The sequence below is a fragment of the Pseudoduganella sp. LjRoot289 genome (assembly GCF_964252925.1).
Classification (GTDB): Bacteria; Pseudomonadota; Gammaproteobacteria; order Burkholderiales; family Burkholderiaceae_D; genus Rugamonas.
This window is the reverse complement of sequence record NZ_CAXUPN020000001.1, coordinates 6,412,390-6,426,541: the sequence shown is the minus strand read 5'-3', so window position 1 is coordinate 6,426,541 and position 14,152 is coordinate 6,412,390. Positions and strand designations below refer to the sequence as shown.

Genomic DNA, 14,152 nt, shown 5'->3' with positions numbered 1-14,152 from the left:
GGTCTCTTTCAGTGTTTGTTGGACATCCGGCCGTTCGCGTATTGCGGCACGCCCAGCCTGGTGCGCAGCGTGCCCACTTCTTCCCCCGCCAATGGCGGCGCCTTGTTGCCCCAGGCGCCACGCGCAAAACTGAGCACGGCGGCGATGTCCTCGTCGCTCAGGCTGGCGCTGAAGTCCGGCATGCCGCCGCGCCCCTGCAGCAGCACCGAGGCCACCTCCGGCGCAGGCCCCTGCACCAGCGGGTTGCCCGCCAGCGCGGGAAAAGCGCCCGGGATGCCTTTGCCGCTGGCCTGGTGGCAGGCCGCGCAGTTTCTCAGGAACAGCGCCTTGCCGGCCGGCGCCTGCGCCGGCCCTTGCGCGCCCGCCAGCGGCGCGGCGCACAGGCCAGCGGCGGCCGCCATCAGCATCGCGACAATCCGGGGATCCTTCATGCGCTGGCCCTTTCATGGATCTTGGCCAGCTGCTGCCAGGCCGATTCGATGGCGCCGGCCTGCCAGCCGGTCAGGTAGCTCAGGTGTTCGCCGGCCAGCAGCACCCGCCCCTCGCCTTCCAGCAGCACCGGATAGGCGTGCTTGCGGCTTTCCTCGTTCCAGTCGGCCCAGCCGCCCAGGTTGTACTGCACGCGGTGCCAGGCCACGGAAAACGCGTTCTCGAACGATGCGCGGTAGGCAGGGAAGATCTTCTCGCCCGCCGCGAGCGCGAATTCGGCGCGCTCGCCTGGCGTCATGGCGCTCACTTCGATGGCCGCAGTCTGGTAGTTGTAATAGCCGAGCAGCACGCCCTTGCGCTTCTGCCAGCTGGACGACGGCAGCGAAATGGTGTTGATGCCCTCGATGTCGGTGAGCACATGGCCGCCGTAGATCTGGTCGTCCTCCTCCCAGAAGCGGCGCTTCATCTGCAGGCCGATCTTGCCGACCGGCGCGTAGGCCACCTGCTTGATGGCGGCCTTGAAGCCGGGCGAGAAATCGCTGTCGACCATGCGCAGCACCGACAGCGGTATCGTGCACAGGCAGTAATCGGCGGACTCCGTGGACAGCTTGCCGCTGGCGCTGTCCTTGAAGGTGACCGACACCTTGTTCTCGCCGTGGAAGATGCGCTGCACCTCGGCGCGGTAGCGGATATGCCTGCCGACCCGTTTTTCAAACGCCTTCGCGATCTGGTCCATGCCGCCCACCGGCTGGAACATGGTGTTCTGCATGGGAAAGTCCTGCACCGCGCTGTACACCTTGCCGACCTGCGATTCCAGCAAGTCCTTGAAACCGAGCGGGTCGGACTCCTTGCCGGCCCCCGGCATCATGCCCGCGCCGGGATTGACGGCGTAGCCGCGGCCGCTGCGGCCCTTGTAGCGCAGGTCGCCCGCGTCGAGCTGGCCCTCATGCGCCAGGTAGTCCAGCAGCAGGCGCTGGTCCTGCTCGGTCAGGGCCTGGTCGATCTGCCTGGCCTTGACCGACTTGGCCAGCAGCTCGGCCACATGGCCGCGCAGGTCGGCCTTGATCTGGGCCGGGCGCAAGCGCTGCTTCGACAGCGGTCCGCCGTTTTCCAGGTAGACGATGGAATGGTCGTTGTCGTTGACCATGACTTCCAGCGGCACTTCGAACAAGCGCGTGTAGTGCAGCGTGGACTGGTGGTGCAGCGGAATGCGCCACGGGCCGTGGTTGATGTAGTGGCCCTGGTCGAACTGGCAGCGCTGCTCCTCGCCGCCCAGCTCCGTCAGGGCGAAGCCCTTGCGCGCAGTCTGGCAGCGGCCGCCGGCGAAGGCGCGCGCCTCCAGCACCTGGCACTGGTAGCCCAGTTTGCCCAGTTCGAAGGCGGCGGTCATACCGGCCAGTCCGGCGCCCAGGATCAGCACCTTCTTGCCCTTGCCGCTGCCGCTCAAGGCAGGCGGCGCGGACGCCCGGGATTCGATCCCCATGCCCCAGGCACGCATCGTGTTCAGCATCAGACCCGTGCCGCCTACTGCCGCGGCCCGGTACAAGAAATCTCTCCTGCTTATCATCGGCAACCTCCAGGTAGTTGGAACTACCCTTCCTGCTTAGCAATCGCCGTGCCAATAAGCTATAAATGTAATATTCATATACGAAATAAAATACAGACTTTTCCAGCGCCGAAAACAATGTTGCTGCGCCGCGCGCAGGTCGCAGGGCGGGACGGCTGGCATGGTCCGGCGCCTGGAAACGGACTCTTTTCCGCCGCGAGCAACTCTATTTTGCGGCGCAACATGACCGTACCGGGAAGGAAAAAAGGCCATGACGGTGCGAACGTCATGGCCTTCTGGGGTTGAAGCCCGGTTTTGATGCGTCGCACCATTTGAAGGCGCAAGGGGATGCGGCCGCGCCTAGCCGGCAAGCGCCGCCACGATACGTTCGAAACTGGCGTACTGCCCCGGCTGCTGTACGTGCTGTACGTGCGGGCGGGCCAGGGGGTCGCCGGCGCGCAGCCGCGCCACCTCGGCCGAGGACAGGCGGCGGTGCGCCTTGCTGCGCTCGGCAATGTGGCAGGCGTGGAAATGCATGGGCGCCTGCGGGTCGAGCAGGTAGACGGTGTCCAGGCTGGAGGCGTCGCACGCCACCTTCACCTGCCAGTGGCCGCGCTGCGCCGCACGCTCGAACCAGCGTCCTTCCACGGCGCGCGCGCAGCTGTAGTAGGTGCCGTGCAGCAGGATGCCGTCGGCAGTCACCAGCGCGTCGCTCACCGGCAGCAGGCTGCAATGCACCAGTTCCTCCGAATATTGCCGCAACGCCGCGCCGCGCATCGCCACGCCCCAGTCCCACAACTGCTGCGGGGTGCGGCCATCGTGCCCGGGCTTGTGGTTGTAGGCCATCACGCTGCCGATGGCGATGCGGGTGAACTGCTCCAGGTCCAGGACCGCGTCGACCGCGCCGCAGGGCAGGCCGCCGCTGTCGTCCGCCGCCGCGCCGGCCGACGCGGCAGCAGCGGCTATGCGGGGCAGCAGCTTGAAGCGCTTGCCCAACTCCACGCGCCAGGCCGCCGGCGCGTCCTCGTGCGCCACCAGGCAGCGCACATTGAAATTGTTGCGCAAGGTGCTGTCGGCGCAGTCGTCCGCATTGCCCAGCAGCGCGGCGTCGGCGAACAAGAGCTCCGGCAGATGCCGCGCGGGCCACGCGCCGGACACGATGTCCAGTCCATGGCGCAGGCAGTAACGGCGCTTGTCGGCCGCGCTGTTGGCCAGCGCCATCAGCGCCTGCGCCCAGCCGGGCTGCTCCATGCCGACATAAGTGCCCGCCACCACGCCGCTGAAGATGTCCGTCACCACGTACAGATAGGGTTTGCCGGTGACCTGGCCGCGGTCGGCGCGCGACACCAGCTGCACGTCGGCCTGCACCACGTCCACGCGGAAGGCGGCGCCGGGACGGCCCGGGCGCGTGACGGCGCTTTCCGGCGCCAGCGGCGGCGCGATGCGCTGCGCTTCCAGCAGCTGGTCCTGCTCCAGCCAGTAGCTGAACTGGCCGAAGGTGGGCTGCGCCTCGACCGTATCGTGGCGCTGCACGCGCAAGGTGGCGGCATCGATGCGGCGCCGGCAAAAGAAGTCGCGCAGCATCTGGTCGAAGATGGCGCGGCGCGACAGCGGCGGGTGCGCGGCCGCGTGGCGCGCGACGGCGACGCGGAACACGGCGCGCATGGGCTCGTCGACATTCACGCCCGGCGCGGCCCCCGCCTTGCGCGGCCGCCCGCGCTTGACGCCCTCGGATGCGGCGCGGGTCTTGCCCCGGCCGCCGGAGTTGGCGTAGTCGGGCAGCAGCGCGTTGGGGGTCTGGCCGCGCTGCCAGTAGCGGCGCAGGTAGCGGTAGATGGTGGGATGCGACACGCCGTGGCGCTGGGTGTACTCGGCCACCAGCTGGCCGCGCCGGCGCGGCTCGTAGATGGCCGGCTCCATGGCGGTCAGTTCGCGCACGATCTCCCAGGCGCGCGCGCGCAGCGCAAGATGCTTGGCCGGCAGCAGGTCCTGGTTCACCACCACCATGTAGGGGTCGTCCTGCAGCAGGCGCGCGCGGCCGGTCACCAGGTCGTCCTGCAGCATGGCCACGCGCGCCAGCTCCGCTTCCGCGCTGTGCGCCTGCACGTCGTACACGTAGGCGCTCGCCTGCGCCGTGTCGATCCAAAGCACGCGGATGGTTTTGCCATCCGCCCCGGCGTATTCAAGTAAGTCATTTCGGGATATCACGATGCCCTCGCTGGCCAGGAAATAATGCATTCGATGCAAATTTTGGGCCAGGTGGCAAAAAACCGTGTTTACCGGGCAAAACGGGATAGCGCTAGCACGCGAGCGCGGCGGGCAGGCGTTCTTATGGTGCAGCGCAAGGAGGCAGCGCACCGTGGGCGGGCGCCGGGACGACAAAAGGGGCCTTGCGGCCCCTTGGTCTTGCGTACTACCCGATGCGTACTTTAATGCATGCGTGCTTTAATGCATGCGTGCTTATTTAAACTTGTTGAACTTGCCCGGCTTGCGCAGCGGCTTGTCCGCGCCCGGCGGCGCCTTCTTGGCCGGCGTGTGCTTGGCCGATTCCGGCGGCATGGCGTCGGCGTGGCTGATGCGCAGCTGCTGGCCGCCCACCCACACTTTGCCCAGGTGCTGGAACACGTCGTCCGGCATGCCGTCCGGCAGTTCGAGCACGCTGTGGTCGTCGAAGATCTCGATGCGGCCGATGTATTTGGCTTCGATGCCCGCTTCGTTGGCGATGGCGCCGACGATGTTGGACGGCGTGGCCGCATGCTTGCTGCCCACTTCGATGCGGAAGGCGCTCATCGGCAGCGAGACCTTGTTCTTGTCCTTCTTTTTCTTCTTCGGCGCTTCGTCGCCGAACGCCGGCTCGCTGTCGTCGGCTTTCGGCGCCAGTTCCGGTTCAGGCTTGGCGGCGCGCTTCGGCGCAGGCGCGCGCTCGGCGGCCGGCGCGCGTTCGGCAACCGGGGCCGCCGGCGCGCGGGCCGGCGCCGCAGGACGTGCCGGGGCCAGGGCCGGGCTGGACGATGCCCCGGCCGGCGCCTTCTCGCCGTCGCGGCTCAAACGGGTCATCTGGCCGGCGATCTTGACGCCTTGCAGGTGGGTGATGGTGTCCTGCGCCAGGTCGCTCGGCATATCGAGCACGCTGTAGTCGTCGTAGATCTCGATGCGGCCGATGAACTTGGAATCGATGCCGCCTTCGTTGGCGATGGCGCCGACGATGTTGCCCGGCTTGACGCCGTGCTGGTAGCCCACTTCAATGCGGTAGGTCTGCATGCCCGGTTCCGGCTCGCGGATCACGCGCTCTTTTTTCGGGAAAGCGCGTTCGCCGCGGTCCGGACGGTCCACGCGGTCGCCGCGCTCGAAACGGTCGGGGCGGTCGCCTCGGTCGCCACGGTCGAAGCGCTCGCGTTCCGGACGGTCGCCGCGCGCCGCCTGGGCCGCAGCGGCGGCCTGCGGGCTGTCGTGCCAGCCGGTTTCCTTCTTCTTGTCCAGCAGCAGGGACTTGCCGCCGCGCGCCATCATGGCCAGCGCGGCCGCCACTTCAATGGCAGGCACGTTGTGTTCGCGCTCGTAGTCCTCGATCAGGCCCTGGAAGTGCTCCAGGCCGCCCTTGGCCAGCACTTCGGTGATCTCGTCCTTGAAGCGCGAGATGCGCACGTCGTTCACCGCCTGCAGCGACGGCAGTTCCATCACGCTCACCAGCTGGCGCGTGGCACGCTCGATGGCTTTGAGCAGCGGGCGCTCGCGCGGCGTGATGAACAGGATCGCTTCGCCGCTGCGGCCGGCGCGGCCGGTGCGGCCGATGCGGTGGGTGTAGCTTTCCGGGTCGTGCGGCACGTCGTAGTTGACCACGTGGCTGATGCGCTCCACGTCCAGGCCGCGCGCGGCCACGTCGGTGGCGACCAGGATGTCGATCTTGCCGTCCTTGAGCTGGGCGATGGTGCGTTCGCGCGCCGCCTGCTGCATGTCGCCGTTGATGGCGGCGGCCGAGAAGCCTCTCGCGTTCAGGCGCTCGGCCAGTTCCTCGGTGCCCATCTTGGTGCGCGAGAAGATGATCATGCCGTCGAACGGCTCGGCTTCCAGGATGCGGGTCAGCGCGTCCAGCTTGTGCATGCCGCTCACCAGCCAATAGCGCTGGCGGATGTTTTCGGCGGTGCCGGTCTTGGCGGCCATGGTCACTTCGGCCGGGTTGTTCAGGTAGGTGGTGGCGATGCGCTTGATGACCGACGGCATGGTGGCCGAGAACAGCGCGATCTGGCGCGTGGCCGGGATCTCCTTGAGGATGCGCTCGACGTCGTCGATGAAGCCCATGCGCAGCATTTCGTCGGCCTCGTCGAGCACCAGCGTTTTCAGCTTGGAGATGTCGAGCGAGCCCTTGTCGAGGTGGTCGATCACGCGGCCCGGGGTGCCGACGACGACGTGCACGCCGCGGCGCAAGGCCGACAGCTGCGGGCCGTAGCTCTGGCCGCCGTAGATGGGCAGCACATGGAAGCCGGGGATGTGGGCGGCGTAGCGCTGGAAGGCCTCGGCCACCTGGATCGCCAGTTCGCGGGTCGGCGCCAGCACCAGTGCCTGCGGCGCGGTCAGCCTGGTGTCGATCTGCGACAGGATGGGCAGCGCGAACGCGGCGGTCTTGCCGGTGCCGGTCTGGGCCTGGCCCAGCACGTCGCGGCCGTCCAGCAGGTAGGGGATGGTCGCGGCCTGGATAGGCGACGGCGACTCGTAGCCGACTTCCTTCAGCGATTTGATCAGCGCCGGTATCAGGTCGAGGTCGGAAAATAGGTTGACTGCGGTATTCGGTGTTCCAGACATGGCGTCACTCACAAGTATGTTCGAATCGCCCAATGCGAAACAAAAGACGCTAGTTTACTCTCTCCGGCGGCCTAGCGCCCAATTTGCCTGAAAGCCAACGTCCAGCTAACGCCCGCGCGGCAGCGGAAAGCTGCTCGACATCTCGGCCGGCGTGAAGAATTTGCGCGTGCGGGCCAGCAGTTCGCCATCCTTGCTCAGCTGCTCCAGCATGGTCGCCAGCAGCGCCGCGTCGGCCGCAGGCGTCTTGTCGGAGATGTAGACGCCGCTGGTGGAGGCCGGGATGCCGGCCAGCCGCGTGTAGCGCACGCGCGCGCCCAGCGACTCGCGCAGCCCCATCTCCTCCAGCGTGCCGGCGAAGGTGTTGGAGGGCATATAAGCGTAGGTGGCACGCCCGGCGGCCATCTTGCGCGCGATGGTCTGCGGATCCTTCACGTATTCCAGCTTGCCCTGCTGGTCCAGGCGCGCCAGCAGGGCCAAATAGGCCGGCCCGTAGTTATACCCGCGCACCACATTGAGGCGGATGCCGGGACGGGCCAGCAAGTCGCCGGGCGAGCGCGGCGGGTCGGGATCGGTCGAGATCAACATCCATTCGGTGCCTATCATCGGCACGTAACGGCCCCACAGGTCGCGCTCGGGCACCTGCACCGCCCCCACGATCAGGTCGGCCTCTCCCTGGCGCAGCATGGCCTCGGCGCGGGCGCGCGGCACCGCCGGGAAGACGAATGTGCAACCGGCCCTGCGGCCGCGCTCCCGCAACAGCTCGGGATAGACGCCGCCGACCTCGCCGCTGGCGGGATCCACCGTCATCATCCGCCCGAGCGAGGACGCGGGCACCACCATGGGACGCGAGCAGGCGGCGGCCGCCGGTTGCGGCGGCAACATGGCGGAAATGGCAAGGGTGGCGAGGGCAGCGGCGCGTTTCATCCTGGAAATGCTAGCATCCTTTTGGCCATGCGTGCAGGTGCATACCCGGTATAACAACAGAGCGCGGTTCAGCACTGCGGCGGCGCGGCATGATGGGCCTCCACAAAGGAGCCTCCCATGAACATGAACACCATTTTCCGCCCTCCGTTCAACGAAGAACAAGCGGCCGTGCTGGACCCGATCAACGCCTATTTCCTCGGCCACGCCAACGACGAGGCGAGCCATATGCGCGCAGCCTTCCTGCCGACCGCCCACATCGAATCGATGCGCGAAGGCGTGTTGACCTCCTGGCCGCTGGACGTCTATTGCGCGCGTTTCAAGGGCACGCCGGCCGCCGACGAGGCAGAGCGCGAGCGCGTGGTGGAATGGATCGACGTGCAGGGCAGCGCGGCCTGCGCCAAGATCACGCTGGTGCACGGCGCCACCACCTTCACCGATTATTTCGTGCTGCTCAAGACGGAAGCCGGCTGGAAAATCGCCAACAAGGCCTTCCAGGGCCAGCCCACCGCCGACTAAGGCGGACGCCCCGCGTTCCAGGGTTGACAAGCTTAGCTGAAAAGCCACGGCCGGGGTAAGATAGCCGGCACCTGACCTGTCAACCCGAATATGGAGCAGCAATGCATTTCAGCCCGCGCCTCACCCCGCTCGCCATCGCCGCCGGCCTGACCCTGGCCGCCCTTCCCGCCCTGGCCCAAAACCTGCCTCTCGTGCGCGAAGCACCGCTGCGCGCCCACTTGTCCTTCCTGGCCGACGACCTGCTCGAAGGACGCGGCACCGGCCAGCGCGGCGGCGAGCTCGCGGTGCGCTACCTGGAGACGCAGGCGGCCCTGATCGGCCTCAAGCCGCTGCCCGACGGCGGCTACCGCCAGCCGGTGCGCTTCCAGGGCACCAGGCTGCTGCCGGCCAGCAGCGTGAGCTTCCACGCCGGCGGCGGCACACGGCTGACGCCCATCCCCGGCCAGGGCATCGTGTACGGCACCGGCAGCGGCAAGGCCAGCGTGAGCTTCGAGGCGCCGCTGCTGTTCGTCGGCTACGGCGTCAAGGCGGAAGAAGAAAACTGGGACGACTACAAGGATGCCGACACCAAGGGCAAGATCCTGGTGATGATGGTAAACGACCCGCAGCCCACCGCCGAGGAGCCGAACCGCTTCGCCGGCAAGGCCTACACCTATTATGGCCGCTGGCTGTACAAATTCGAGGAAGCGGTGCGGCGCGGCGCCGCCGGCGTGCTGCTGATCCACACCACGCCGTCGGCCTCCTACGGCTGGAGCGTGCCGGCCAACGGTTTCAGCCATGAACGCTTCCACCTGAACGCCGGCGGCAACGGCATCGAGGGCTGGCTGCACGAAGACACCGCGCGCGAACTGGTGGGCGCCTCCGGCTTCGACCTCGACGAACTGCGCCGCCGCGCCGAGCGGCGCGACTTCCAGCCGGTGGACCTGAAGGCCAGCGCCAAGGTCGAGCTGCGCAGCGTGGTGCGCCAGGTCGAGCAGTTCAACGTGGCAGGCATCGCGCCCGGCACCGACGCCAGGCTGAAGGACCAGGCCGTGATTTATTCCGCGCACTGGGACCACCTCGGCATCGACGAGGGCGTGCGCCGCGACGACAGGACCGACCACACCTTCAACGGCGCGATCGACAACGCCTCCGGCACAGCCGCCCTGCTGGCGATGGCTGCCGAAGCGGTCAGGCACCCGGCCAAACGCGCCCAGGTCTTCCTGTGGCCGGCGGCCGAGGAACAGGGCCTGCTGGGCAGCGCCGCCTATGTCGCCAATCCGGTCTGGCCGCTGAACAAGACCAGCGCCGACCTGAACCTGGACAGCATGAACTTCGTCGGCCGCACCAGGGACATCGGCGTGGCGGGCGCCGAGCGCAGCTCGCTGTACGAGACGGCCGGCCAGGTGGCCAAGAAAATGGGCCTCAGGCTGGCGCCGTCGATACCGGATATCTCGGGCGCCTATTTCCGCGCCGACCACTTCAACTTCGCCAAGGCGGGCGTGCCGGCCTTCAACGTCGGTTCGGCGGTGTTCTCGGGCGACGGCCATTTCGAGTTCGAGAAGGACCAGAAGGCGTCCAGCGACAAGCTGGTGGCGTTCAAGAAGGACTACCACCAGGTGAGCGACGAGTACCGGCCGGAATGGGACTTGTCGGGCATGGTGCAGCAGGCGCAGTTCACGCTGAACCTGGGCTACGCCGTGGCCAACGCGCCGGCCATGGCCAGTTTCAATAAAGGCGACGCGTTCGCCAAGGTGAAACGCTGACCTGGCATGTCATTCCCGCCCGCGCGGCGGCCCGTCGATGCGCAATGACACGCGCGGGAATGACACGTTAGCTGATGTCGTAAGCAGCACACTCGGCGCGCGCACGCGCTTCCCATTCATCCGGATCGGGCGCATACAGATAGGCCGGCGGCGGCAGCGGCAAGCCATCCGGCGCGCCCACGCGCTCGTACAGGAACACGCCGGTCCACGCGATGGTCTGCGCCGGGAAATGGCGCAGCAGCCGGAACGCCGGATGCGACAGGGGGAAGGTGGTGCAGCTGACCAGGCAACCCTGCTGCACTTCACGCGCCAGCTTGGCAGCCAGCGCGTCCATCAGCGGCGCGAAGCAGGTGCTGTAGATGAACACCAGGCTGGCGTCGCTCACGTCCGCCTGGAACATGTCCTGCTCGATGAAGCGGATGCGCGTGCCCAGCTCCAGCACATGGCGCACGGTCGCCGTGCCGCCCGTCGGCAAGGCCAGCGGCGCGTCCGGCGCGGGCGGCGCAAGCTGCGCCACACCCTGCGCTGCCCCCTGCGCCATACCTTGCAGCGGCACCGGCGCCGCCTGGACCGCCGCCAGCGCCGCCATGCCCCGCTGGCCCAACTCCAGCAGGCGCGCCAGCCGTTCCTGCGCCATGGCATGCCGGTAGCCCAGCAGCTCCACGCCGGTGCACTGCGCGAACGGCAAGGCCAGCGCGGCCGACATCACCACCTTGCCCAGGCCGCTGCCCAAATCGATCATCTTCCCGCCCGGCTGCACGAAGGGCGCGATGGCGTCGAAATAGTTTTCCAGCTCGTAGCGCTTCATCTCGCCGTAGATCAGGCTGCCGTCGTCGACCAGCCATTGCTGCAGTTCCGCGTCGCCCACGTCCTCCAGGCGCAGGGCGTCCGGCGCCGGCCCGGCTGTTTCCTGCGGCAGCATGCCGTGGCGCTGTATGCTGGCCGGCAGCACGCCTATCACGAAGCGCAGGTGCGGCCTCATGCGGGCGATGAAGTAGTCGCGCCGCGCCGGATCGCGGAAGGCGCGCCTCAGCGCCAGGCCGATCTCGACGAAGCGCGCAAAGCGCCCGCTCTCCTTGAGGTCCATCAGCGGCCGCACGTGCATCTCGCCGCCCTGCACGCTTTGAAGCATGGCTTCGAGCACGTCCTCGGGACGGTTGAAGGCGGCGACCGGCACGGCGGCGCGGTCTTCGGTGCGGAAGCACGGGGTGCCGGTGTCTATCGTCATGGCAGGCGTCAGATGGCGTGGCCGACCGCCTGGCCGGCTTTGCGTTGTGCGTCGCCCGCACTGGCGGCGGCCGCCTGGGCCTCGTTCGCGGCCAGCACGGTCTCGAAGGCGGCGGCCGGCACCGGCCGGCTGAAGTGGTAGCCCTGCATCTGCCGGCAGCCGTGCTGGCGCAGGAAGGCCATCTGCTCGGCCGTCTCCACGCCTTCCGAGATCACCTCCAGCTTCAGGTTGGCCGCCAGCGCGATGATGGTGATGACGATGGCCGCGTCGTCCGGATCCACCGTCAGGTCGCGAACGAAAGTCTGGTCTATCTTCAGCACGTCGATCTCGAAGCGCTTCAGGTGCGCCAGGCTGGAATAGCCGGTGCCGAAATCGTCGATGGCCAGCTTCACGCCCAGCTTCTTCACCTCGTGCATGACGGCGATCGCGTGTTCGACGTCGGTCATCAACTGGCTCTCGGTCAGCTCCAGTTCCAGGCAGGCCGGCGGCAAGCCGGTTTCGGCCAGCACCTTCGCCACCGACTGCACGAAGTCCGGCTCGGCCATCTGCCGCGCCGACACGTTGACGGCGATGCGCAGATGCTCCCGGCAGCCGTCTTGCGGGGCGGCCGCGCGCCACACCATCAGCTGCTCGCAGGCGGTGCGCATGACCCAGGCGCCGACCGGCAGTATCAGCCCGTTTTCCTCGGCCAGCGGAATGAAGCGGTTCGGCGCCACCATGCCCAGCTCAGGATGCTGCCAGCGTATCAACGCCTCCATGCCGACGATGCGCCCGCTGCCGGTGTCGACCTGCGGCTGGTAGTGCAGCACCAGCTCCCGCCGCTCCAGCGCCGTGCGCAGCGCGCCTTCGATCAGCATGCGCTCGCCCAGGCGCTCGTTCATGGCGGCGGTGTAGAACTGGTAGTTGTTGCCGCCCATTTCCTTGGCGCGGTACATGGCGATGTCGGCCCGCTCCATCAGCACGCCGGGCTCGGCGCTGTCGTCCGGGTACACGGCGATGCCGGCGCTGCAGGTGAAGAACAGTTCCTGGCCGTCGATCAGCAAGGGTGCGGCGATGCAGTCCAGCACCCGCTGCACCTGGTCGGCGCGCGGCGTCGCCGCACCCTGCTCGGGCAACAGCATCAGCGCGAACTCGTCGCCGCCGATGCGCGCCACCGTGTCGACCGGGCGCACCGCCAGCTGCAGCCGCTCGGCCACGGCCTGCAGCAGGCGGTCGCCGCCCTTGTGGCCCAGGCGGCTGTTGGTGAACTTGAAGCGGTCCAGGTCGATCGACACCACCCACAGCGCATGCCCCTTGCGCGCCGAGTGGGTGCTGGTCTGGCGCACGCGGTCCTGCAGCAGCACGCGGTTCGGCAGGCCGGTCAGCGCGTCGTGCGTGGACTGGTGGTGCAGTTCCGACTCGTAGGCCTTGATGGCGGTGATGTCGTGCATGAAGGAGACGAAATGCGTGACCACGCCGTGCTCGTCGCGCACCGGCGAAACGTAGACGTCGTTCCAGAACATGGTGCTGTCCTTGCGGTAGTGGCGCAGCACCGCGTGGCCGTCGCGCTGTTCGAGCACGGCGGCGGTCATCTCCTGCACGCCCGGCTGGTCGCTATCGTCGCCGTGCATCAGGCGCGTGCTGCGGCCGGCCACGTCGGCCATGCTGTAGCCGGTGATGCGCTCGAACGCCGGGTTGATGTAGACGAAGGAATAATCCGGCCCGGCGCCGGTGATGATGATGGCGTTCACGTTCGATTCAATGGCGCGGTCGCGCAGGCGCATGGCGCGGCCCACTTCCCGCAGCTCGGCGGTGCGCTGGTCGACGCGGCGCTGGATGTCGCGGTTGCGGCTGGCCAGCGTATGCACATAAGCCGCCCCCAGCACGCTGACGACGGCGCCCAGCGCCAGGGTGAAGATCGAGGCCAGATGGTCGCTGACGGGTGCCGCGCGCGGCTGGCTGGCCACCGCCAGCCAGCGCTTGCCGGCCACGTCGAGCTGCTGCGCGACAGGCTGCGGCGCCGCCGGGTACAGCCAGCGCGGCAGCATGGCTTGCCCGCTGGCCGGCGGCGCGGCCTGGAACACCAGCGCGGCCGGATCCGCCGTGGCGGCCGCATACACCCGCAGGTCCAGGCCCATGTTCCGGCGCAGGCCGGCCGCCGTGTAGATCTTGTCTATCATGTCGGCCGGGCGCATCACCATGGCGGTCTCGCCGGCCAAGGCGGCGCGGCGCGCGGCCACGTCCGGCAGCGGCGCGCCGTAGCGGTACACCGGCATCGACACGATCACCCCCAGGCGCGGTTCGGGTCCCTGCGCCAGGCGCACCAGATCGCCGGCGGCGGGCCGGCCGCTGACGACAGCCTGTTCGCGCGCCGCACCGCCCAGGTCCGGATAGGCGGTGTCCAGGCCGAAGGCGGCCTCGTTGCCTGCCATCGGTTCCATGAATTCGACCACGCGGTACCGCGCGCGCTCGGCGGCCGGCACCGGGATTCCGGCGCGCATCTCGGTCATGCGCGCACCGGGCAGCACTTGCGCCAGGGCAGCCTCGAAAGCGGGCCGCTCCGCGTGCGGCAGCAAGCGCAGATAGCTGATACCTTGTATGTAGGGGTGGCTCGCCAGGATGGGCTGGGTAAACAAATGGAATTCCGTGCGGCTGACCTGCTCGCGGCTGGCGAACAGCTGGTTGACCGAGCCGAGTCCGCCGATGGCGTTGGCCACGCCCTGCTGCAGCAACGATACGCGCGCCTGGGCGCGCTGCTGGAAGGCGAGCGATACATTGTCCTGCTCCAGGCGGCTGACACCGGCAAACAGCAGCGCCGTCACGGCCAGGCCCGACAGCAAAGCCAGCGCCATGGGACGATAAGCCGCCAGCCCGCCGGACGGCGGCGCAGATGCGGCGGAATGGGGGGAAGCGCTAATCGGGTTCACCCGTCGTCTATCGTGAAAGCTGCAAGATTAGCATGGAATGGCGCCGCGGCGGCAGTGA

At 68.2% G+C, this 14,152-nt stretch carries 9 protein-coding genes; 2 read left to right on the top strand and 7 right to left on the bottom strand.

The features are described from left to right. Positions 1–8: 8 nt before the first annotated feature. The 5 genes from ACSQ8Y_RS27675 to ACSQ8Y_RS27655 all read right to left on the bottom strand — a co-directional run bounded on the left by ACSQ8Y_RS27675 (position 9) and on the right by ACSQ8Y_RS27655 (position 7,699). Positions 9–431, bottom strand: coding sequence for a c-type cytochrome (locus ACSQ8Y_RS27675; RefSeq protein WP_436269587.1), 423 nt, complete (start codon positions 429–431; stop codon positions 9–11). Further along, positions 428–1,996, bottom strand: coding sequence for a flavin monoamine oxidase family protein (locus ACSQ8Y_RS27670; protein WP_436269586.1), 1,569 nt, complete (start codon positions 1,994–1,996; stop codon positions 428–430). The genes ACSQ8Y_RS27675 and ACSQ8Y_RS27670 overlap by 4 nt, the downstream gene beginning before the upstream one ends. A 339-nt stretch (positions 1,997–2,335) precedes the next feature. Next, entirely contained in the window at positions 2,336–4,183 is a 1,848-nt protein-coding gene (locus ACSQ8Y_RS27665; protein ID WP_436269585.1) for a Mu transposase C-terminal domain-containing protein, read from the bottom strand. A gap of 252 nt (positions 4,184–4,435) precedes the next feature. Beyond that, positions 4,436–6,775: a DEAD/DEAH box helicase gene (locus ACSQ8Y_RS27660; protein WP_436269584.1), complete on the bottom strand. Its 2,340-nt coding sequence runs from the start codon at positions 6,773–6,775 to the stop codon at positions 4,436–4,438. Positions 6,776–6,880: 105 nt separating this feature from the next. Beyond that, positions 6,881–7,699: a substrate-binding periplasmic protein gene (locus ACSQ8Y_RS27655; protein ID WP_436269583.1), complete on the bottom strand. Its 819-nt coding sequence runs from the start codon at positions 7,697–7,699 to the stop codon at positions 6,881–6,883. Positions 7,700–7,822: 123 nt separating this feature from the next. Between ACSQ8Y_RS27655 and ACSQ8Y_RS27650 the strand changes: the two genes are divergently transcribed. Continuing rightward, positions 7,823–8,215 carry a nuclear transport factor 2 family protein gene (locus tag ACSQ8Y_RS27650; protein ID WP_436269924.1) on the top strand — a complete coding sequence of 131 codons (393 nt, stop codon included), beginning with the start codon at positions 7,823–7,825 and terminating at the stop codon, positions 8,213–8,215. 101 nt (positions 8,216–8,316) lie between these two features. Then, positions 8,317–9,960, top strand: a complete 1,644-nt coding sequence (locus ACSQ8Y_RS27645) for a M28 family peptidase (RefSeq protein ID WP_436269582.1) — start codon at positions 8,317–8,319, stop codon at positions 9,958–9,960. A 67-nt stretch (positions 9,961–10,027) separates the two neighbouring features. Here ACSQ8Y_RS27645 and ACSQ8Y_RS27640 read toward each other — a convergent pair whose 3' ends face one another. Then, positions 10,028–11,188, bottom strand: a complete 1,161-nt coding sequence (locus ACSQ8Y_RS27640; protein WP_436269581.1) for a histone methylation protein DOT1-like protein — start codon at positions 11,186–11,188, stop codon at positions 10,028–10,030. An 8-nt stretch (positions 11,189–11,196) separates the two neighbouring features. Then, the gene (locus ACSQ8Y_RS27635; RefSeq protein WP_436269580.1) at positions 11,197–14,094 is read right to left on the bottom strand and encodes a bifunctional diguanylate cyclase/phosphodiesterase; all 2,898 of its coding nucleotides are present in this window, start codon (positions 14,092–14,094) and stop codon (positions 11,197–11,199) included. Positions 14,095–14,152 lie beyond the last annotated feature (58 nt).

Coding starts and splice junctions, on each gene's coding strand:
- ACSQ8Y_RS27675 (WP_436269587.1), bottom strand. CDS start 431: ATGAAGGATCCCCGGATTGTCGCGATGCTGATGGCGGCCGCCGCTGGC.
- ACSQ8Y_RS27670 (WP_436269586.1), bottom strand. CDS start 1,996: ATGATAAGCAGGAGAGATTTCTTGTACCGGGCCGCGGCAGTAGGCGGC.
- ACSQ8Y_RS27660 (WP_436269584.1), bottom strand. CDS start 6,775: ATGTCTGGAACACCGAATACCGCAGTCAACCTATTTTCCGACCTCGAC.
- ACSQ8Y_RS27655 (WP_436269583.1), bottom strand. CDS start 7,699: ATGAAACGCGCCGCTGCCCTCGCCACCCTTGCCATTTCCGCCATGTTG.
- ACSQ8Y_RS27650 (WP_436269924.1), top strand. CDS start 7,823: ATGAACACCATTTTCCGCCCTCCGTTCAACGAAGAACAAGCGGCCGTG.
- ACSQ8Y_RS27645 (WP_436269582.1), top strand. CDS start 8,317: ATGCATTTCAGCCCGCGCCTCACCCCGCTCGCCATCGCCGCCGGCCTG.
- ACSQ8Y_RS27640 (WP_436269581.1), bottom strand. CDS start 11,188: ATGACGATAGACACCGGCACCCCGTGCTTCCGCACCGAAGACCGCGCC.